The sequence below is a fragment of the Natronomonas salinimetallica genome (assembly GCF_013839515.1).
Classification (GTDB): domain Archaea; phylum Halobacteriota; class Halobacteria; order Halobacteriales; family Haloarculaceae; genus Natronomonas.
On record NZ_JACDNQ010000003.1, the window covers coordinates 128,685 to 148,777 of the forward strand.

The window sequence follows — 20,093 nt, forward strand, 5'->3', positions numbered from 1 at the left end:
CGGCGGACGCACCCGCGAGCCGGTGTTGACCCTCGCGGTTGGCGGACGCACCCGCGAGCCGACGCTCCCTCGCGGCCCGGAGCCCCGTCCGCGAGTCGGAACCGCTAACAGCCAGCCGTACGCAACCCGACACAATGAAACTCCCCGAAACGCAACTCGCGCTGCTGGAGGCGGCCAGCGCGACGGATCCGAAGACGATCGGAGCGCTCACCGAGGAGATCGGCGAAGACACGGCGGCGGTCACGCGGGCGGCGTTCGAACTCGCCGAGTCCGGTCTGTTGGCCGTCGAGGAGCGCGTCCTCGAGGACGCCTCGCTCACCGAGGAGGGCGAACGCTACCGGGCGTCGGGACTGCCCGAACTCCGGCTCAGAGCCGCCGCCGTCGAGGCGGGTGCCGACGAGTCGTCGGTCGAGATGGGCCGACTCATCGACCGGTCCGATCTGGGGGGCCCCGAGGTCGACGTTGCGCTGTCGAATTTCGCCAGAAAGGGGTACGGCGAGATCGACGGCGGGATGATCGCGCTCGGCGACGCCCCCGAGTACGACCCCGAAGCCGACCCCGAGGCCGAGGCGCTCGACGCCGTCGGAGTCGGAGACGCCGATGCCCCCGACGACGCGATCCTCGACCGCCTCGAGACGCGGGGGCTCGTCGAACGAACCGAGACGACCGTCCGGAGCGTCACGCTCACCGACGAGGGCGTGACGGCGCTCATGGAAGGCGTCGAGGCGACGGAGACGGTCGGGGCGCTCACGCCGGAACTGCTCACCTCCGGCGAGTGGGAGGAGGTCGAGTTCACCGAGTACAACGTCGAGGCCGACGCCGAGACCGTCCACGGCGGCAAAGAACACATCCTCCGTCAGACCGCCAACCGCGTGAAAGACGTCCTCGTCGGTATGGGCTTTCGGGAGATGGAGGGTCCCCACGCGGACGCCGACTTCTGGATCAACGACTGTCTGTTCATGCCGCAGGACCACCCCGCCCGGACCCACTGGGACCGCTTCGCCCTCGACGTGGCTCCGATGGACGACCTCCCGGCCGATCTCATCGAGCGCGTCGAGGACGTCCACCGAAACGGCGTCACCACCGAGGGCGACGGCTATCACTCCCCGTGGGACGAGGATTTCGCCCGTGCCGTCGCCCTGCGTGGCCACACTACCTCGCTGTCGATGCGATATCTCTCCGGGCACGCTGTCGGCGACCTCGAACCGCCCGAGCGGTACTTCAGCGTCGAGAAGGTCTACCGCAACGACACGCTCGATCCGACCCACCTCCTGGAGTTCTTCCAGATCGAGGGATGGGTGATGGCTGAGGAACTCTCCGTGCGGGACCTGATGGGGACGTTCACGGAGTTCTACGAGCAGTTCGGCATCACGGATCTGGAGTTCAAACCCCACTACAATCCCTATACGGAGCCGAGTTTCGAGCTGTTCGGCAGGCACCCGGAGACGGACGAACTGATCGAGATCGGCAACTCCGGGCTCTTCCGCGAGGAGGTGCTCTCGCCGCTCGGCGTCGAGTGCGACGTGATGGCGTGGGGGCTGGCGCTCGAACGGCTGCTCATGTTGATGTACGGCTTCGAGGACATCCGCGACGTCCACGGGACGCTGTGCGATCTTGACCTGTTGCGAAACGTGGAGGTGGTGTACTGATGCCCGTCGTCGAGGTCGATCCCGACGAACTGCGGGCGCTGGCGGGTGCCGAGGACAAACCCGATTCGGAGCTGAAAGGCGACCTCTTCTCGCTCGGCTTGGAGTTCGAAGGCGAGACCGATGACGGCGACTTCGAGTTGGAGTTCGCCCCCGACCGGCTCGATCGGCTCTCCGTCGAGGGGATCGCCCGCTCGCTGCGCTACCAGTACGGCCACGACCGGGGGCTTTATCTCCCCGAGACAAACGATGCCCAGTGGGCCATCGAGGTCGAGGGGTCGGTGCCCGAGGAACGCCCGTACGTCACCGGCGCGATCGTCCGCGGGCTGGATCTCGACGAGAGCCGGCTCGAATCGCTCATCCAACTCCAGGAGAAACTCCACGCCACGATGGGCCGTGGTCGAGCGAAGGGCGCGATCGGCGTCCACGATCTGGCGATGCTGAAGGGCCGGCGTGCCGGCGACGACGACCACGGCCCGGCGACGGCGACGAAAACGATCACCTATCGGGGCGTCGAACCGGACGGCGATCGGTTCGTTCCGCTGGACGACGACTCGGACCGAAGCCCCGCCGAGGTGCTGGAGACCCACCCGACGGGCGAGACCTACCGCGACCTCGTCGATGGGTTGGATTACTATCCCGCGATCTACGATGACGTCGGTCTCTTTTCGTTCCCGCCCGTCATCAACGGCAAACGGACCGAGGTCGACGAGGGATCGCGTGACCTGTTCGTCGAGATGACCGGCACCGACCAGTGGACGATCGATCGAATGCTGTCGATCGTCTGTTACGCGCTCGATGCCCGCGGCGGCCGGATCGAGGCGGTCGAGGTTCGCTACGACGACCGCGAGTTGCTCCGGCCGGACCTCTCGACGGACACGAAACGCGTCGCTCACGACCGCATCGAGCGGACGCTCGGGGTCGACATCCCCGGGACCGAGGTCGTCGACCTGCTCGAACGGGCCGGCCTCGACGCGGAGCCGTCCGGGGGCGATGGATCGGTGCGACCCGGAGCCGCTCCCGCCGACGGGAGGGCGGATCCAAGCGGCCTCGGGGACGACGCCCCCGACCGTGACGCGTTCGACGACGCGTTGAGCTACGACGTCGAGATCCCGTCCTACCGGGTCGACGTCCTCCACCCCGCCGATGTCGTCGACGACGTGGGGCGTGCGTACGGCTTCAACGAACTCGAACCGACGTACCCGAACGTCTCGACCGTCGGCGGCCGCCACGGGACCTCTCGGCTCGAGGACGCCGCCCGCGACGCGCTCGTCGGTCTCGGCTTCGAGGACCTGTTGAACTTCCACATGACGAACGAAGAGGCGCTTTTCGACCGGATGGGACTCGCCCCCGATGACGACGCCCTCGGCGCTCGGGAGCCGCCGACCATCACCGGACCCTATAGCGAGGCCTACACCGTCCTGCGGACGTGGGCGCTTCCCTCGCTGTTGATGGTCCTCGAAAACAACACCCACCGGAGCTACCCACAGGACCTCGCCGAGATCGGCCTCGTTGCGGGCGTCGATCCCGACGAGCCGACCGGTGTCGCCGAACACCGTTCGGTCGCCGGCGTCGTCGCCCGGACCGACGCCTCCTATGAGGACGCCAAGGCCGGACTCCAGGCGATCGCACGCGCGTTCGATACGGCGCTTTCGACGCCGCCGACGGCACATCCCTCGTTTATAAACGGTCGGACGGCCGAGATCGTCCTCGACGGCGAGTCGGTCGGCGTCGTCGGCGAACTCCACCCGAACGTGCTCGTCGAACACGACCTCGAACTCCCGGTCGCGGCCTTCGAGTTCCGCCTCGACGGGCTCCGGTGAACGTCCGGACCGCCCCCGCCTCAATCGTCTACGTCGAGATCGACGTCCACGTCCGGTTCCGTGGGATCTCCGTTCCCCCCGGCTCTGACGTCGCCGTCGCGCCACGTCCCCCGGCGGAACCACGCGTACGTGATGCCCGCACCCGCGACGTTCGAGACGACGAACCCCCACCAGATGCCGGGCGGCCCGAGGGCCCCGACGAGCGCCGGTAGTTCGACCGTGACGCCAACGACGTCGAACGTGTACGGGCCGACCCCGTAGGCCAGCGCCGCCGCGACCGGCAGACGGATGCCCCCGAGGAACGCGAGCGCGATGGCGGCGGCGATGAGTGTCTGTCCCGCCCCTCGGAACGCGCCGGTGTAGGCGCGTATCACGCCGATGAACCCGAACGTGAGCGAGACGTACCGGAGGAACTCCGCGCCGACGTCGAGTACGGCGGGATCGTCGGTGAACACCGCGGAAATCGGCTCCGGAAACGAGAAGATCAACACGCCGGCGGCCCCGAGGATGAGAAACATCGCCTTCGAGGCGAAGTGGGCCGCCTGGCCGGCCCGGTCGGGCTTTTCCGCGCCGATGTTCTGTCCGGCCATCGTTTCGACGCCCTGAGAGACGGCGATCGCCGGCAGGAAGATGACCGAGAAGATCCGAACGCCGATCCCGTAGCCGGCGACGACCGCCGTCGGAAAGCTTCCGACGACCAACAGCATCGCGTTGACCGAGGCGGCCCGTCCGGTCCCCTCGATCGACGCCGGGACACCGACGTCGAGCATCGTCTTGAAATACGCGGCGTCGGGGCGCATGTCCGCGAGCCGGATTTTGACGCCCCGGGTTCCGGCGAACATGATCGCGAGGCCGACGGCCATCGCTAGTCCCCGAGCGACGATGGTCGCGTAGGCGGCTCCGACGACGCCCAACTCGGGGAAGGAGACGGTCCCGACGAGCGGGGCGTCGGTGACGAGTGTCCACCCGAAGATGAGAAACGGATCCAACGCGAGGTTGACGACGACGGTGCCGAACATCACGAGCATCGGCGTGACCGTGTCGCCGTACCCCCGCATCAACGAAATGAAGACGAAGAAGCCGAACATCAGCGGCAGTCCGAGCGAGATCACCTGCATGTAGGCGGTCGCGGCCGCGAGCGTCGCCGGTTCGGCCCCGAACAGACGCAAGAGATCGTCGACCAGCACGTACCCCGCCGCCCCGATCACGACGGCGACGACGACCGCGAACAGCACCGTCTGGGAGGCAGCGTACTCCGCGGCGCGTTCGTCGCCCGCCCCGACGTTCTGGGCGACAAGCACGGATCCGGCGACCGAGACCCCGAGCCCCAGCGAGATGAGCAAAAACACCATCGGAAACGCGAAGGATATGGCCGCCAGCGCCGTCGTCGAATACTGGCCGAGCCAGAACATATCGACGAGGTTGTAGGCGGTCTGCAACAGGTTCGTAATGACGATCGGAACCGAGAGATAAAACAGCGGCTTCGCGATCCCGCCCTCGGTGAGCTCGAGATCGTCCGGGCCTTTGAACATCAGCGCCGTCCCTCCCGACCGATCCCCTCGTCCAGTCTCCCTTCGTGACCGCGCACTACCGAGAGTACGCCCCGGCCGGGCAAATGGATTCCGTCTCGACGCCGCGCCCTCGTTCAGCAGTGGCCGTGCTCGCCCTCGTTCAGCAGTGGCCGTGCTACCTTCGCCGGCCGCCGTGGCCCGGATAGTCGCGCTCGAAGCGCTCGTCGATCTCCGACGTGGACACCTCGATCACTGTCGGCCGGCCGTGCGGGCAGGCGTAGGGGTTTTCACAGCCGTCCAGGGCCTCGAGCAGCCCCTTGACGGTCCCCTCCCGCAGCGAGGTGTTCCCCTTGATCGAGGGATGACACGCCAGATCGCCCAGGACGTCGTCGACGACCGACTCGACGGTGCCGTCGGGGTCGCCGCCGACGAACTCCCCCAGCAGGTCGCGGGCGAGCTTTGGTGCGGTCTCGCCGACGTGGTCGGCCAGAAACGCCGGCACCGTCGTCACCGCGAGCGTCTCGTCGTCGTCGAGCCGCGTTCTGAACCCCAGCCGCGAGAGCGCCTCGCCGTACTCGGAAACGAGCGCCGCCTCGCGGGCGGTCACCCCGACTGTCACCGGGTCGGCGAGCGTCTGGGTCGTGACATCCCCGGCGAAGCGCTCCCGTAACCGCTCGTAGTTCACCCGCTCGTCCGCGGCGTGTTGGTCGATCAAGACCAGACCGTCATCGGCCTCGGCGACCAGGTACGTGTCGTCGAACTGTCCGAGGACGCCCAGGTCGGGGAGCCGATCGAAACGCTCGGGCGTACCGGCCGTTTCCCCGCCGTCGAGCGTCCGCTGTGTCGTGGCCCCGGACGGGGAGTCAACACTCGGGGACGCCGTCGTCGAGGACTCCTTTCGCGTCGACGCACCGGCCTTCGAGGTGGGGACTTCCCCGCCGGTGTCGGTCCCCGTCCCGGTCCCCGGAGTGCCGTGGTTTCGCGCTCGTCCGCCCGTCCGGTCCGTCCCGGAGGTGCTCGCCTCCCCGGTTTCGACGTCGGTCTTCTCGCTTCGGCTTCCGGTTTCGACCCCCTCCGTCCCGGCGGCGTCATCCCGATCGCCGTGGCCGTCCGAACCGCCCCGGTCCCCGTCTCGGGGGGTTCCGGGCGATACCGCCGTCTGTTCGGGGGCCGACCGTCCACGTGGCGCGCGCGAACGAAGCAGTCCCGCCTCCGAGAGCGCCGACTCGACCGCCTCGGCGACGCCGGCTTTGACCGCCGCCTCCTCGGCGAAGAGTACCTCCAGCTTCCGGGGGTGGACGTTCACGTCGACCCCGCCCGGCGGGAGCGACAGATCGACGACCGCGAAGGGGTATCGATCCGGCGCGAGCCGGTCCCCGTAGGCGTCGACGACCGCCTCCCTGACCGTGCTCGCGGTCACGTACCGGCCCTCGACCAGCGTCGTCACGTACTCCCGGCCCGCGCGGTTCGTCTCGGGGTGGCTAACGAGCCCCTCGACGCCGGCCAGCGGGCCGTCGTCCCCCTCGGACTCGACGGGGATCATCGACGAGGCCACGTCGCGGCCGTAGACCGCCATCACCGCGCTCTTTCGGTCGCCGTCGCCCGTCGTGGCGAACGTCTCGCCGCCGTCCCGCGAGAGCGATATCGCGACGTCGGGGCGGGCCAGCGCGTAGCCGGTGACGATCCGGGCGACGTGGTCGAACTCCGTCGCCTCGGTCTTGAGATACTTCCGGCGCGCCGGGACGTTCCCGAAGAGGTCTCTCACCTCGACGGTCGTCCCCTCCGGACAGCCCGTGGGGCCACACGAGACGAGCTCGCCGTGTCCGACGATCAACTCGGTGCCGTGGGAGCCGCCACGCGGCTTCGTCCGAATCCCGAGACGGGCGATCGACCCGATCGCGTGCAGCGCCTCCCCACGGAAGCCGAGCGTGCCGATCGCGGCGAGCTCCCCGACGTCCCGGAGCTTGCTCGTCGTATGTTCCTCGATCGCCAGTCTGGCGTCGGATTCGGCCATCCCGACCCCGTCGTCCGAGACGACGATCCGGTCGGTCCCGCCCGCCTCGACCGTCACGTCGACCCGGCTCGCGTCGGCGTCGAGGGCGTTCTCGACGAGCTCTTTGACGACGGACGCGGGGCGCTCGACGACCTCGCCCGCCGCGATTCGATCCCGCGTTTCGGCGTCGAGTTCCCTGATTTCCGGTGGCATCGCTGGTCGATTCGACGATGTATCGGACCGGGGGTAACCGTTTCGCTCACTCTCCCTCGAGGCGGCGTTGCCACTCCCGGACGCGGTTCATCAATTCGACGGGCGAGGTCTCCGCGAGTGACGCTTCCCGGATCTCCCCGAGGACGGCGGCGGTTTCGGGGTCGATCCGGCGTCCGTCGCCCCCCTTCGGCCGGTCTTTTGGCTCCCGTTTCGAAACCGACTGGTCACCGTCCGCCGGGGCCGATCGGTCGCCGTTCGCTTCGTTCCCCCCGTGTTGGAACTCCCCGCTCCCGAGGTCAAACACCGTCTGGACCGGCCCCTCGGAGCCGCCTTTCGCCTCGATCGCCCGCTCCTCGCGGAGCCGTCGGAGGACCTCGCCGGCCCGGTCGACCACGGGGGCCGGAACGCCGGCCAGGTCGGCGACGTGGACGCCGTAGGAGCGGTCCGTCGCCCCCGGCTCGATCGTCCGGAGGAAGGTGACGCCCTCCCCCGAGCCTCCGTTTCCGTCGGGTCCCGTTTCCGCCCCCGTTTTCGCCTCCGCTCTTGCTCCCGTTTCCGCCCCCGGCTCTCCCGCGACGGCGACGTGAACGTTCTCGACGCGGGGCAGTTCCTCGGCCAGCGACGTCAGCTCGTGGTAGTGGGTCGCAAACAGCGTGAACGCACCGACCTCGTTGTGGAGGTACTCGGTGGCCGCCCAGGCGATCGAGATCCCGTCGTAGGTCGCCGTGCCGCGGCCGACCTCGTCGAGGATCACGAGCGAGTCCTCGGTCGCCGAGTGGAGGATATTCGAGAGCTCCTCCATCTCGACCATGAACGTCGAACGCCCGCCAGCGAGTTCGTCGAGCGCGCCCACGCGGGTATAGATCCCGTCGACGAGGCCGACGCGGGCCGCGTCGGCGGGGACGAACGAGCCGACCTGTGCGAGCAGCGTCACGAGCGCGGCCTGTCGCATGTACGTCGACTTCCCCGACATGTTCGGACCGGTGACGAGCAGGAACCGGCGATCGCGGTCGAGATACAGGTCGTTGGGGACGAACCTCGTTTCGGTCTCGACGACGGGGTGTCTGCCCGATTCGACGTCGAGGACGCGATCGTCGGTCAGCTCCGGCCGCGCCCAGCCCTGCCGTGCGGCGTGCGTCGCAAGCGAGCAGTAGGCGTCGAGTTCCGCGAGCGCCCGGCCGACCGCCCCGAGCAGGTCCGCCCGATCGGCGACCGTCCCCCGGAGCCGACAGAACGCCTCGTACTCGCGCTCACCGCGTTCGTCCTCCAGCCGAAATATCTCCCGTTCCTTCTCGCGGAGCTCCTCGAAGACGTACCGCTCGGCGTTCTTCAGCGTCTTGATCCCCTCGTAGTCCTCGGGGACGTCGCCGGCCTCCGATTTGGGTATCTGGACGTAGTAGCCGTCGGTCTTGTTCCGCCCGACCGTCACCCGCGAGAAGCCGTGTCGATCCTTCTCGCGGGCTTCGAGCGTCTCGAAGAACTCGACCGCCGCCTCGTGACGGCCGACGAGGTCGTCGAGTGCCTCGTCGTAGCCGCGTTTTATCAGGCCGCCCTCGTGGAGCGTCTTCGGGGGATCGTCGGCCAGCGCCGAAAGCTCCGACCGGAGGTCGGCTATCGCGGCCCGGTCGAGGTCCGCGAACAGCGCCGCGACCGGCGAATCGGTGAGCTCCGGCGATCCATCGATGCGCTCATAGAGGTCCGGAACCGACGCGAGCGTCTCCCGGACGCGCAACAGGGCGTCGGCGTCGGCGCTCCCCGAGACAGCCCGGGCGGCGGCGCGCTCGACGTCGTAGACCCCCGAGAGCGTCTCCGCGATCCCTTCTCGGACCAACGCGTCCCCGAGGAGCGCCTCGACGGCTTCGTGTCTGGTCTCGAGGGTCTCCGCCCGTCGGAGGGGGCGCGTAAGCCACTCCTTGAGGAGTCGCCCGCCGGCGCTCGTCTCGGTGTGGTCGATCGTTCCGAACAGCGTCCGTCCTCCCGGCGTCATCGGCTCCGTCACTTCGAGGTTCCGTTGGGTCGTCGCGTCGACGGCGACGTGGTCGTCGGGTTCGTACGCGCCGATCCGCGTGACCGAGGCGAGCGCGCCGACGCCAGTCTCCTCGATGTAGTCGATCGCCGCCCCCGCCGCTGTGATGGCGATTCCGGAGAGGCCGACCGTCCCCGCGGCTTCGCCGAACTGCTCCGTGAGGCGGTGGCGAGCCCGCCCCGGTGCGAACGCCTCCGTCTCGTGCAGCGTCAGCCGGGCATCGAGGTCCTCGCGGATCGCGGCAAGGACGTCGTCGTCACCGCGAACCCTCGGTCCCGGCAACACCTCGACGGGGTCGAACCGGTAGAGTTCGGACAGCGTCCGGCCCCCAGCGTTCTCGCCGGACAGCGTCGTCGCCCGGAACCGTCCGGTCGTCACGTCACAAACCGCCAGCCCGTAGCCGTCGCCATCGCACGCGACGCTCGCCAGGTACTGCGCATCGGCGTCGTCCGTCTCGATGAGCGTTCCGGGGGTGACGATCCGGACCACTTCGCGGACGATCCCCCCGTCGTCGTCGCGCTGGTCGGCGACCGCGACCCGGTAGCCCCGTTCGGCGAGCGCTTTCACGTACGGCGTGAGATCGTCGACCGGGACGCCCGCCATCGCGTAGCTCTCGCCGCCCGAGGCCCGCTCGGAGACCTTCAGGTCGAGTTCTTCGCCGACCAGTTCGGCGTCCTCGCCGAAGAACTCGTAGAAATCGCCCATCTGCATCGCCAGCAGGTCGGCCCCGCTGTCGGCCTTCAACTCGAAGAACTCCCCGACGATACCCGAACTCATGCCCGAATCGGGGGGTGCAGGCCGTTAAAACGTGACGGGTCGGGGCGGTCGTGACGGATCGGGGCGGTCGTGACGGGTCGGGGCGGTCGTGACGGGTCGGGGCGGTCGTGACGGATCGGGGCGGTCGTGACGGATCGAGGCCGATGGATCGTCCGCGCGTGGAGGCGACGGCCCGTCTCTCGCGTGGGTGCTTATCGACGATCCGCCCGCCGCGACGGCCACGGCCGGCTCACAGCTCCTCGAGCAACTCGAGCAACTCCCCGTCCGGCCCGTAGACGAACGCGATCTTGAGATCGCCGAACGTCTCCGGCGGCATGAGCAACTCCGTCCCGACCGATTCGAGCTCCGCGACCGCGCTGTCGACGTCGGGGACGACGAACCCGAAATGGAGGATGCCCGTCGGGAGGTCCTCGACGAGGCCGTTGATCTCGTAGGGCGGCCGTTCGAAACAGTAGATCCGCTTGTCGGCGACCGAGAGCGCGACGTACTCCGAGCCGCCGCCGGCGTCGCCCGACTCAAGCACTTCGCCGCCGAGGACGTCCCGATAGAAGGCGGTACTGGCTTCGATGTCGTCGGTCTTGATCGCGACGTGAAAGAACCGTTCGAGTTCCATATCCCACCAACGTACGGACGTTCATAAACCACTTGTGCTCACCCGTCCCTTCCTTTCGGTGAATCGCCGGCGGCCGCTCACGCGGGGCGGTTCACGGCGGCCGCTTACGTGGAGCGGTTCACGGCGGTCTCGACCGCGTCGAGCGCGGCGTCGACGGTCTCCGAGAGGACGACGATGCGTTCGCCCGGACCGTCGGTGACGACCCCCGCCGACGCGTCGAGCGCGGCGTCGATGCCGGCGTCGGGCCGACACTCGATGCCGACACGGAGTTCGGGCCGACGTTCGCGTCCCCCGAGTACCGCCCTCCCGAGCGCCGGGTCCGCGCCGAACCGGACCCACCCGCCGGCGGCCGAACCCTCCCGCGACGGCGGCCACCCGCCTTCGACCGCCGCGACGTCGTCGACCGTCTCGGCGTAGGGTGTCGCGACGGCGACGTTCTCGACCACGTCCGCGGGCGTCCGGTCTTCGTTCGGGCCGTCCCCGTCGCCCCCGGTCCGCGCGAGCCGATCGAAGGCCCCCTGGACGGCCTCGATCGCTCCGCCCCGACCGGCGTCGTTCCGCAGGTCGACGAGGTGGTGGACGGCTCCCGCCCCCTCGCCGGCGGCGTGGTGGTACCGAACCGCCCGCTCCATGAACGAGACGCTGCGCTCGACGGCGTCCTCGATCGACGCTCCCCGCGCGAGCCGGGCGGCGATCGCCGCCGAGAGCGTACAGCCGGAGCCGTGCGTCGCCTCGGTCTCGATCCGCGGGTGTCGCATCGTCTCGCTGCCGTCGGGGGTGACGAGCACGTCGAGCACCGACGCGCCCGGAACGTGCCCGCCCTTTATCAGCGCGGCGTCGGGACCCAGAGAGCACAGCTTCCGCCCCGCCTCGCGTGCACTCGTCTCGTCGCTCGGCTCGATGCCCGTCAGCACGGCCGCCTCGTCGGCGTTCGGGGTCACGAGCGCCGCCTCGGCGATGAGGTCCTCGTAGGCCGCCTCGGCGGCCTCGGTCAACAGCCGATCCCCGCTCGTGGCGACCATCACGGGGTCGACGACGACGGGCGCTTCGAACGCCGCGGCGTAGTCGGCGACCGTCCCGACCACCTCGGCGGTGGCCAACATCCCGGTCTTGACTGCCCGTACGTCGAAGTCGGCGCGGACGGCATCGATCTGTGCTGTGATCTCCTCGATCGGGAGGACGTGGCTCGATTCGACGCCGGTCGTGTTCTGGGCGGTGACGGCGGTTATCGCGGAGACGCCGAACCCGTCGGTCGCCTCGATCGTCTTCAGGTCGGCTTGGATTCCGGCGCCGCCGCCGGAGTCGCTGCCGGCGATCGTCAACACGACCGGCTTCTCCGTCGGCGCGGGAGCGCGTGCGTTCGTCATATGCGGGGGTATACCCGGAACATACAAACCGGTAGTGGTACACCCGATACGTCTGACACGTCCGGCAGTCTCGGTGTTGTACCGATACGTCTGACACGTCCGGCAGTCTCGGTGTTGTACCGATACGTCTGACACGTCCGGCAGTCTCGGTGTTGTACGAGCCGTCGGGACGCCGGCGTTACGCCTCCTCGGTCGGGATCGGCCCGGTGCCGATCACCTCCCGGACGGCGTTCTCGAAGGCACGTCTGGTATCGAAGTATACCTCGTCGGTCTCCTCCAGTACCGACGCGAGTTCGCGGGGGCCTTCGGGGGTCCGGATGACGGTGTCGCCCTCCCGGCGGACGACGTCGTTCTTTCCGATGGCGTAGTGAAGCCGCGATGCCACCCGCGCGACCGGTGCGCCCTCGACGGGATCGCCCTCACCGAGCGGGACGGCCGGCCCCTCCTCCTCGTCAGTGTCGCTCATAGGGTCGCCTTCCGCGCGCGGTGTTCTAACCCTTACGGAAGGGGGCGGTCGCTGTCGCCGTCTGTTTCCTCCCGGCCCGCGTCCCCGTTCTGCGGCCGAACCCGCCCCGACCGGGGGTTATTAGTATCCCCGCGAGATACCACTGGGTTGTATGACTCAGTTTAGCGAATTCAGCGACGTCGGCGAAGCGGAGGTAACACGCGCGATCGGCAGCCAGTGGACCGAGGAGTTCATGGACTTTACGGACTCCGACGTGATCATCGTCGGTGGCGGCCCCTCGGGGCTCGTCGCGGCGAAAGAGCTCTCCGAGCGCGGCGTGAAGACGATGGTCGTCGAAAAGAACAACTACCTCGGCGGGGGCTTTTGGCTCGGCGGCTTCCTGATGAACAAGGTGACCGTCCGCGACCCAGCCCAGAGCGTCCTGGATGAACTCGACGTCGATTATACCGACACGGACGAGGCCGAGGGCCTCTACGTCGCGAACGGTCCCGAAGCCTGTTCGGGGCTGATCAAGGCCGCGTGCGACGCCGGCGCGAAGATGCAGAACATGACCGAGTTCACCGACATCGTCATCCGCGAGGATCACCGCGTCGGCGGCATCGTGATGAACTGGACGCCCGTCCACGCGCTGCCGCGGGAGATTACTTGCGTCGACCCGATCGCCGTCGAGGCCGACCTCGTCATCGACGCCACCGGCCACGACGCCGTCGCCGTCTCGAAACTCCAAGAGCGCGGCGTCCTCGAGGCCCCTGGCATCGAACACGCAGACGAACACAACACCGGAATGGACAACACCGCCGACGGCCAGTACGGCGCGCCCGGCCACGACTCGCCCGGCCACGACTCGATGTGGGTCGCCGAAAGCGAGGACGCGGTCGTCGAACACACCGGCGTGGTCCACGACGGCCTCATCGCGACCGGGATGGCGACGGCGACGACCCACGGCCTCCCGCGGATGGGGCCGACGTTCGGCGCCATGTTATTGTCGGGCAAACGCGCCGCCCAGGCCGCGATGGACGAACTCGGCGTCGACGGACCCGACGTCGAGATGACCGCCCGTCCCGAACCCGCCGACGACTGAGACGGACTGTAAATCAGTCGATCGCGCCGTCCCGAACCGTTCCGGCCGTCAGGCCGACGAACCCGAGTCCGAACTCGCCGTAGCGGCGCTCGGCCGTCCGATCGGTCAGCGTCGCCCGTGCCGCCCCGACGCGGCGCGAAAGCGCCCCGCTGACGCCGCCGAACGGCGCACAGAGCACGTCCCGGAGGCCGCCCGTGGGAGCCCCGGCGGCGACGAACGCCCTAAAGAAGGGATTGAGCAGCCGTCCCCGCGGATCGTCGCTCGCGCTCGCATCGAGGAGTACGACGCGGCCGCCCGGGCCGACGAGGTCACACCACCGATCGACGACGCCCCCCGGGTCCTCGAGGAGCCCACAGACGAACGTCGCGAGGACCGCGTCCGCCTCCGCGACCGGCGGGGCGGTCGCATCGCCCCGGACGACGGAGACGTTCGCACACCCCGCCGCGCGCTCGCGGCCCCGATCGAGCAGCGGCCCGGTCAGATCGATCCCGACGACGCGGCCCGTGGATCCGACGCGCTCGCGGAGGTACGGCAGGTTCGCCCCGGTTCCACATCCCATCTCGACGACGGTGTCGCCCGCCGACGCGGTTCGTCGCGCGGCGGCGCGTCGCCACCGTTCGATCCCCGGCGCGGTCGCGATCCGATCGTAGAGGGCCGCTCGTCGGCCGTAGAACCCGGTGACGTCGCCGACGTCGGTCATCGAGTGACGCATCGGACGGCCTCGACGACGGCCGGGGCGTCGGGGCCGAGCACGTAACAGACCGGCTCGATCCCGAACCCGCCGGTCTGATACAGTACGTCGGCCTCGGGTGTCTCGTCGACGGCCTCGGCGACGGCCGCCTCGACGTCGGCCTCGGCGTCGAACGCCGCCGTCGTGTAACCGGCCGCCTCCAGGGCCTCGACCGTCTCGGGATCGTATCGAACGTTGAGCGCGGCACGGGCCTCCGAGCCGGCCCCCCGGGCCGCGAGCAACAGCGAGGCGACGTGTTCGGAGACGCCGAACTCGGGATCCCCCGGGACGGTCGCCCGCCCCTTGATATCGAGGATCCGCCCCGGTACGCCCGCGACGCCGTCGATCGTCGTCGCCTCCGGGAGGGCCTCGACGAGGTTCGAGCCGACCGCCGGGATGTGGGTGGCGAACCCGCTCGTGTTCTCGAGCGCCCGAACGCCGCGGCGAACCGACGAGCGGACCCGTTCCGTCATCCGGAACTCCCCCTCGGGGTCGTGGACGTCGAGCGGACCCTCGTAGTCGGCGATCGGCGGGTACGCCGCCTCGTGGAGCCGCGAAAGGACGCCGCCGTGTTCGAGTTGCCTGATCAATACCTCGGCCTCGACGAGCGCCTGCGCGCGCGTCACCTCCCCGCTTGTGAGCCCCTCACCGAGCCGTTCGACCAACTCCACGACGCCGTCGTCGGTCGCGATCTCGTCGTTCGTTTCCACCTCGCCGTGGGCGTACTTCGACACCGCGCTCTGGCTGATTCCTAAGAGCTCCGCGACCTCGCTTTGGGTGCGGCCCCGCTCGCGGAGTTCCCCCGCAAGCATCGTCCGGAACGTCGGCAGGAACTCCTCGACGACGATCTCCTCTATGAACCTCATCGCTCCAGTTGCGCCCCGCCGAACTCCTCGTCCGACTGGATGCGCGAGGCCTGCGGCCCGGTTTGATCTTGGTACTTCGAGCCCCGATCGCTGCCGTAGGGCTCCGAGGCAGCCGTCTTGAGTTCGGTGAAGATCACCTGCGAGATCCGCATATCGGGCTGGAGCGCCACGGGGGCGGTCCCGAGATTCGACAACTCGAGGGTGATCTGCCCGCGGTAGCCCGGATCGACGATGCCGGCGGTCGCGTGGATGACGACCGCGAGCCGGCCGAGCGAGGACCGGCCCTGGACCGTTCCGAGCAGGTCATCGGGCATCTCGACGCGCTCTTTCGTCGTCCCGAGGACGAAGTCGCCGGGGTGGAGGATGAACTCCTCGCCCTCATCGACGTGGGTCTCCTCGACGTACTCGTCGACCTCCTGTTCGCTGTTCGGGTGAATACACGGGATGTTGGTTCGTTGGAACTCCAAGAACTCCCGGCCGAGGCGGAGGTCGATGCTCGCCGGCTGGATCTGTAACTCCGGGTCGGCAAGCGGTTCGACGACGAGGTCGCCGTCGGTCAACCGCCGCCGGATGTCGGTATCCGAGAGGATCATACACCGACTGGGGACGCCGAGCGGTTAAAACCGAACGGTCGGACCGTCGGTGGGGACTCCGTCTCCCCCCGTCCGCGCCACAACGTTCAGGGTCGTCGGCCGACGAGAGACGACCAACGCATGTTCACTCCCGACGACGTGGCCGGAATCGTCGATCTCTTCGGCGCGCTGACGCGGTCGGAACTCGAGACGGCGCTCTCGGAACTCGCCTACCGGCGCGGTGAGGAGCCTCCGGAGGACGCCGTCGACGAAGCGCTCACGGCGTTCGCGCTCGTCGGGATCGACCGCGACGGCAAACGGCTGCTCGCCCCGGGACCGACGGCGTTCCCGACGGTGCCCGACGGCGCGGAGGACCTCCCACACATCCTCGGGACGGACGGCCGATCGGTCGACCGGGAGCCGATCGCGGCCGCTGCCGTCTCGCGGTTTCGGGAAGCGGCCGTCCGGGCGGCGGACCGCGAGGACGCGGCCCGCGCAGTCGAACTCGTCGACGTCAGCTACGACATCGAGGCCTGGGGCGGCCGGGATCTGGCGGGGATCAGAGATCGACTCGACGCCGTCAGGAACGATGGGACGAACTATTAGCATCGAGTACCTACCGCGAGCATGGACTGGGAGCGGATCGACGCCCACGAGCCGGCCGAAGCAGTCGACGGCGACCGAGAGGCCGCGGTCCTCGTCCCGGTCATTTCACGGTCCGACGGTGCTTCCCTGCTTTTCACGAAACGCGCCGACCACCTCGGTGAACACCCCGGCCAGATGAGCTTCCCCGGCGGGGGGCGCGAACCGGAGGACGAGACCCTCGAAGCCACGGCCAGACGCGAGGCGTTCGAGGAGGTCGGCCTCGACCCCGCCGCCGCCGGGATCGTGGGACGGCTCGACGACATCCCGACGGTCTCGAACTACTCGGTTCGGCCCTTCGTCGCACGGATCCCGGACCGGGAGTACGTCCCCAACGAGGGCGAGGTCGCGGAGATCGCCGTCCTGCCGATCGCCGAACTCACGGACCGCGACAACTACGAATCGGAACGCCGCGACCACCCCTACTACGGCGACATCCGCATCCACTACTTCCGGGTCGGCGGCTACACCGTCTGGGGAGCGACCGGCCGGATGTTGGCACAGTTTCTCGAACTCGCGACGGAGTGGCGGATGCCGCCGGAGCCGGACCGGGTCGTCGACCCCGACGCGGAGTATCCCGTCTGATACCGACCGCCGGACGCCGTCGTGGGCCGATCCCGAAGCCGTGGTTGATTCGGCTGGGGCCGCGCCGGGGACCGTTGCCTGGGAGCGCTCAGAACAGATACAACGACGCGAGCACGCCCAGGATCATGAACAGTACGGTGACACCGATCGGGTTGGCGGCGTACCGGATCGGGGTATCGTGGACGAACCGTTCGGTCGCCGTCCGGGGCGGGCGCGTCGCCCGTACCGGCCCCGACGCCAGAAGCGACGGGCGGACCGGCGCGCCGGACGCGCGTGCCCGCAGCGCGTCGACGTCGAGCGCGCCGGCAGTCTCGAAGGCGTCGGGGTCGTAGCCGGCCTCGAGCAACGCGCCGGCACAGGGCTTACACAGGACGTACGGACGTTCGGCCGCGGTGTATGCGGCCAGTTCGGAGGCGTCGTCGGCCACCAGTTGACACCGCTCGCAGACGTGTTGTCGTTCCGAGCGCATCGTCGCCACCGTCGGCGGCGCGTCGGGTCGCGGAAACATCGGCGCGTCGTCGCCGAGATCGCCGTACGCCGGATCGTCGCCGTGCAGCGTCGCATGGCAGGGCCGACACAGCGTCACGAGGCGGTCGAGTTCGCCGAGCGACGGGGAGTCGAGCGCCGCGGTATTGTGTACTTCGAGGTCCCGATCCGGGCTCCGCCCCCGCCGTTCGTAGCCACAGCGCTGGCAGGTGTAGCCGTCGCGCTCTAGGACGTCGCTTCGGATGACGTCCCACCGGGGGCCGCTTCCGTCGCGCGTGTCTCGTGTTTCGGCTCGTGGGTCGAAATCCATGGTCGTGTTTCGGCTCGCGGTTCGGAATCGATGCTCACGGACTGGGCTGCTCTTCGTTCCAGGCGTCCATGTCCCCGTAGAAGTTCAACATCGCGAACTTCAGTTTCTCCGGGGCGACGTCGATGTGTTCGCTGCGCTCCTCGGGCGGGAAACTCGGGTAGACGCTGTATTCGCCCAACTCGGCGCGCTTCGATCCGGTATAGCGTTCGTCGACGAGTACGCGGACGCCGAAGTCCTCGGGGGCGCGGACGACTCGCCCGAGCGCCTGCCGGGTCTTTCGGACGGTCGGGATCTCGACGGCGTAGCGCCAGCCGGCGTCCCCCTCGCCGTCCCCGAACGCGCCCTCGTAGGCCCGCTGGACCGCCTCGATCCGGTCGTCGAGGTGCGGATACGGCACCCCGACGACGACCACGCTGCGCGCGTCGTCGTCGTCGAAGCTGACGCCCTCCGCGAGCGTTCCCCAAAGCGAGGTGAACAACACCGCGTCCTCGGCCGCGACGAACTCCTGGCGGAGGTCCTCCGCACGCGTCCCCGGCTCGTCGAGAAACGGCGTCGATTCGCCCGAAAACCGGTGGTAGTACCGTTCGGCCTCCGCGTAGCTCGGGAAGAACGCCAGCGTGTTTCCGGGGGTGAACCGGACCGCGTCCTCGACGACGTCGCCGACCGACCGCTGGACGTCGGGGTCGTCGCGCTGGCTCGCAAACAGCGCGGGCGTCTCGACGGCGTAGGTGCGCCGCCGCGACTCGGGGAACTGTTCGCCGTAGGCCATCGTGAGGGGATCTTCGAGACCCAACACGTCCTCCGTGACGTCGAAGGGACGAAGCGTCGCGCTCATCAGGATCGTCCCGTGGAGCTCCTCGAACAGCGGTTCGGTGACCTGTCTCGGCAGGCAGGTGTATAGCTCCGCCCGTCCGACGACGCCGGTTTCGCTCCGCCGGACGCCCGCGACCGGATACTGCCCGGCTTCGACGCCCGACTCCATCCAGCGTTCGATAAACCCCGCCGCAGTCAGCGTCGGACACTCCTTTCGGGACGTCGTCTCGCCTTCCTTGTAGGCCCGCTCGTAGCGCCGGTCGAGTTCCTCGCCGAGCGCGAGCGCTTCCTCCAGGTCCGCGGCGAAGCCCTGCCCCGTGTAGGTCCGCAAGAAAGCGACCGAGAGGTCGTCCCGCCCGGTCTCGTTGTCGATCGCCACGTCGGTCCACTCCTCGTCGACGGCCTCGCGCTCGCCGAACCCGAAGGAGCCCTCGTAGGTCTCGACGAGCGCGTCGCGGAACGCCCCGACGACGTTCGCCGCCGCCGCCGCCCGGGCGTCCTCGACGCCCTCGAGTTCGTCGAGCGCGCCGTCGAGAGTCCGTTCGGCGAGCGTCCGCGTCGCGTGATCGCGGGCCGCGTCGGCGATGTTGTGGGCCTCATCGAAGATGACGACGACGTCCTCCGGATCGCGACCGATCCACCGGAAGAACTGCTCTCGGATCATCGGATCGAGCAGGTGGTGGTAGTTACAGATCACGAGATCGACCCCCTCCATTCCCTCCTTCAGCAGTTCGTATCCACAGCGGTCCCGCTCGTGGGCGTACTCGTAGATCTCGTCGGGGGTCCGGACGTCCTCGTAGAGCCACCCGTAGAACGCGTCGGTGTCGGCGGTGAGGTTGTTGTAGTAGCGCTCACAGACGTTCTCCCCCTCGCGGATGGCCTCGGCACCGGCTTCGAGGTCCTCCAGTTCTTCCAGTACCGTCCCGCGAGCGCCGGCGGCCTCCCCGTTGCCCGCCTTGCTCGCCTCGAGCAGTTCGTCCTCGCGCTGTTCGAGTTCGGCGATATCGCGCTCTTTGTCCACTAGCTCTCGGGTCGTGTCCCGAAGCGCCTGACACTCCTCGTAGCCGACGTCGATGTGACACATCGAGGCCTTTCCGCGGAAGACGACGGCCCTGATCGGTTCGGCCTCGGCGATCGCGCGGGCCTCCTCGATGAACTGCCGCATCTGTTGGTGGACGTTCGTGGTGATAACGACGGTCTTGCCCGCCGCCCGGCCGTACTCCAGTGCCGGCACCAGCGATGCGAGCGTCTTTCCGGTGCCACAGCCCCCCTCGAAGAGCACGTCCCGTTCCTCGACGAGGGCCTCCCGAATCCGCCCCATCGCGTCGACCTGGTGGTCGTAGGGCTCCTCGTAGGGAAAATACCGCCGGTGATCGTCCGATGTCGACACGGGAATACGTTGGTCGCTTTCGGATAAAAGGGTTCGGCGGTCTGGCGGCTACGGCCTCTCCTCTACGGTCCCGGCCTCTCCTCTACGGTCCCGGCCTCTCCTCTACGGTCCCGGCCGTTCGGACACGTCCGGTATCGCCCCGCCCCAGACCCCGTCGAAATACGCGGATCCGGTCCCCCCGCA

Annotated in this window: 16 protein-coding genes; 5 read left to right on the plus strand and 11 right to left on the minus strand. The window is 68.9% G+C overall.

Going from position 1 to position 20,093, the window contains the following annotated elements; translation table 11 throughout:
• Nucleotides 1–134 precede the first annotated feature (134 nt).
• On the plus strand, nucleotides 135–1,649 hold the full coding sequence (gene pheS / locus HZR14_RS03255) for a phenylalanine--tRNA ligase subunit alpha (protein ID WP_181691435.1): 1,515 nt from the start codon (nucleotides 135–137) through the stop codon (nucleotides 1,647–1,649).
• Nucleotides 1,649–3,469, plus strand: a complete 1,821-nt coding sequence (locus HZR14_RS03260) for a tRNA ligase subunit PheS family protein (protein ID WP_181691436.1) — start codon at nucleotides 1,649–1,651, stop codon at nucleotides 3,467–3,469. The genes pheS and HZR14_RS03260 overlap by 1 nt, the downstream gene beginning before the upstream one ends.
• Before the next feature lie 20 nt (nucleotides 3,470–3,489).
• Here the strand turns inward: HZR14_RS03260 and HZR14_RS03265 are convergent, their stop codons facing one another.
• The 6 genes from HZR14_RS03265 to HZR14_RS03290 all read right to left on the minus strand — a co-directional run bounded on the left by HZR14_RS03265 (nucleotide 3,490) and on the right by HZR14_RS03290 (nucleotide 12,435).
• Nucleotides 3,490–5,001, minus strand: a complete 1,512-nt coding sequence (locus HZR14_RS03265; protein WP_181691437.1) for an MATE family efflux transporter — start codon at nucleotides 4,999–5,001, stop codon at nucleotides 3,490–3,492.
• 154 nt (nucleotides 5,002–5,155) lie between these two features.
• Nucleotides 5,156–7,186: a DNA mismatch repair endonuclease MutL gene (gene mutL / locus HZR14_RS03270; protein ID WP_181691438.1), complete on the minus strand. Its 2,031-nt coding sequence runs from the start codon at nucleotides 7,184–7,186 to the stop codon at nucleotides 5,156–5,158.
• Nucleotides 7,187–7,232: 46 nt separating this feature from the next.
• On the minus strand, nucleotides 7,233–9,989 hold the full coding sequence (mutS, locus tag HZR14_RS03275; RefSeq protein ID WP_181691439.1) for a DNA mismatch repair protein MutS: 2,757 nt from the start codon (nucleotides 9,987–9,989) through the stop codon (nucleotides 7,233–7,235).
• A gap of 229 nt (nucleotides 9,990–10,218) precedes the next feature.
• A complete protein-coding gene (locus tag HZR14_RS03280; RefSeq protein ID WP_181691440.1) occupies nucleotides 10,219–10,602 on the minus strand; it encodes a VOC family protein in 384 nt (127 codons plus the stop codon).
• A 104-nt stretch (nucleotides 10,603–10,706) separates the two neighbouring features.
• Complete coding sequence (thiD, locus tag HZR14_RS03285; protein WP_181691441.1) at nucleotides 10,707–11,969, minus strand: bifunctional hydroxymethylpyrimidine kinase/phosphomethylpyrimidine kinase; 1,263 nt, start codon at nucleotides 11,967–11,969, stop codon at nucleotides 10,707–10,709.
• 178 nt (nucleotides 11,970–12,147) lie between these two features.
• Nucleotides 12,148–12,435 carry a DUF5789 family protein gene (locus HZR14_RS03290; protein WP_181691442.1) on the minus strand — a complete coding sequence of 96 codons (288 nt, stop codon included), beginning with the start codon at nucleotides 12,433–12,435 and terminating at the stop codon, nucleotides 12,148–12,150.
• A gap of 151 nt (nucleotides 12,436–12,586) precedes the next feature.
• On the opposite strand from HZR14_RS03290, the gene HZR14_RS03295 reads away from it, so the two are divergent.
• A complete protein-coding gene (locus tag HZR14_RS03295; protein ID WP_181691443.1) occupies nucleotides 12,587–13,516 on the plus strand; it encodes a sulfide-dependent adenosine diphosphate thiazole synthase in 930 nt (309 codons plus the stop codon).
• Nucleotides 13,517–13,529: 13 nt separating this feature from the next.
• On the opposite strand, the gene HZR14_RS03300 is transcribed toward HZR14_RS03295, so the two are convergent.
• Genes HZR14_RS03300 through dcd form a run of 3 tightly spaced genes read right to left on the minus strand, consistent with a single transcriptional unit; the run spans nucleotide 13,530 to nucleotide 15,705 of the window.
• The gene (locus tag HZR14_RS03300; protein ID WP_255479153.1) at nucleotides 13,530–14,228 is read right to left on the minus strand and encodes a class I SAM-dependent methyltransferase; all 699 of its coding nucleotides are present in this window, start codon (nucleotides 14,226–14,228) and stop codon (nucleotides 13,530–13,532) included.
• The gene (locus HZR14_RS03305) at nucleotides 14,213–15,112 is read right to left on the minus strand and encodes a thiamine-phosphate synthase family protein (protein ID WP_181691444.1); all 900 of its coding nucleotides are present in this window, start codon (nucleotides 15,110–15,112) and stop codon (nucleotides 14,213–14,215) included. The genes HZR14_RS03300 and HZR14_RS03305 overlap by 16 nt, the downstream gene beginning before the upstream one ends.
• The gene (dcd, locus tag HZR14_RS03310) at nucleotides 15,109–15,705 is read right to left on the minus strand and encodes a dCTP deaminase (RefSeq protein WP_181691445.1); all 597 of its coding nucleotides are present in this window, start codon (nucleotides 15,703–15,705) and stop codon (nucleotides 15,109–15,111) included. The genes HZR14_RS03305 and dcd overlap by 4 nt, the downstream gene beginning before the upstream one ends.
• A 120-nt stretch (nucleotides 15,706–15,825) precedes the next feature.
• Between dcd and HZR14_RS03315 the strand changes: the two genes are divergently transcribed.
• Nucleotides 15,826–16,290, plus strand: coding sequence for a DUF7109 family protein (locus tag HZR14_RS03315; protein ID WP_181691446.1), 465 nt, complete (start codon nucleotides 15,826–15,828; stop codon nucleotides 16,288–16,290).
• A gap of 21 nt (nucleotides 16,291–16,311) precedes the next feature.
• Nucleotides 16,312–16,911: an NUDIX hydrolase gene (locus HZR14_RS03320; protein WP_181691447.1), complete on the plus strand. Its 600-nt coding sequence runs from the start codon at nucleotides 16,312–16,314 to the stop codon at nucleotides 16,909–16,911.
• A gap of 88 nt (nucleotides 16,912–16,999) precedes the next feature.
• On the opposite strand, the gene HZR14_RS03325 is transcribed toward HZR14_RS03320, so the two are convergent.
• Nucleotides 17,000–17,707: an HNH endonuclease gene (locus HZR14_RS03325; RefSeq protein WP_181691448.1), complete on the minus strand. Its 708-nt coding sequence runs from the start codon at nucleotides 17,705–17,707 to the stop codon at nucleotides 17,000–17,002.
• Between the two features lie 34 nt (nucleotides 17,708–17,741).
• On the minus strand, nucleotides 17,742–19,910 hold the full coding sequence (locus HZR14_RS03330; RefSeq protein WP_181691449.1) for an ATP-dependent DNA helicase: 2,169 nt from the start codon (nucleotides 19,908–19,910) through the stop codon (nucleotides 17,742–17,744).
• Nucleotides 19,911–20,093: the final 183 nt, after the last annotated feature.